The organism is Corallococcus praedator (genome assembly GCF_003612125.1).
GTDB lineage: Bacteria > Myxococcota > Myxococcia > Myxococcales > Myxococcaceae > Corallococcus > Corallococcus praedator.
The window spans coordinates 1-448 of record NZ_RAWI01001022.1; the positions used below are offsets into that span (position 1 = coordinate 1).

Annotated in this window: 1 protein-coding gene; it reads right to left on the minus strand. The window is 74.3% G+C overall.

What is annotated here, in order from left to right; genetic code table 11:
- Positions 1 to 31: 31 nt before the first annotated feature.
- A partial coding sequence (locus tag D7Y13_RS42865) for an ATP-binding cassette domain-containing protein (RefSeq protein ID WP_120631117.1) occupies positions 32 to 448 on the minus strand: 417 nt, incomplete at its 5' end.

Sequence of the window (448 nt, forward strand, 5' to 3'; positions counted from 1 at the left end):
GGGCAGGAGGCGCGAGAGGCCGGTGCGGTGCTTACGCGGCAATGGACTCGTCTCCGAAGAGGGCGGTGAAGAGGCCGCCCGCCGCGAGCAGCGCAGCCGGCCGGCCCTGCTCGACGATCCGGCCCTCGTCCAGGACGACGGCGCGATCGGCGACGCCGATGGTCGAGAGCCGCTGAGTGGCGACGAGGACGGTGCGGCCGGCGACCGCCGGGCGCAGGTTCTCGACCAGCAGGCGCTCGGTCTCCGTGTCGACGGCCGACATGGGGTCGTCGAGGACGAGGACGCGGGCACCAGCGAGCAGTGCCCGCGCGAGGGCGACCCGCTGGCGCTGGCCGCCGGAGAGATTCACGCCGCGCTCGCCGATCAGGGTGTCGTAGCCGTTGGGCAGGTCGTCGACGAACGCCGAGACGCCGGCCGCGTCGCACGCGGCGAGCACGTCGTCCCAGTC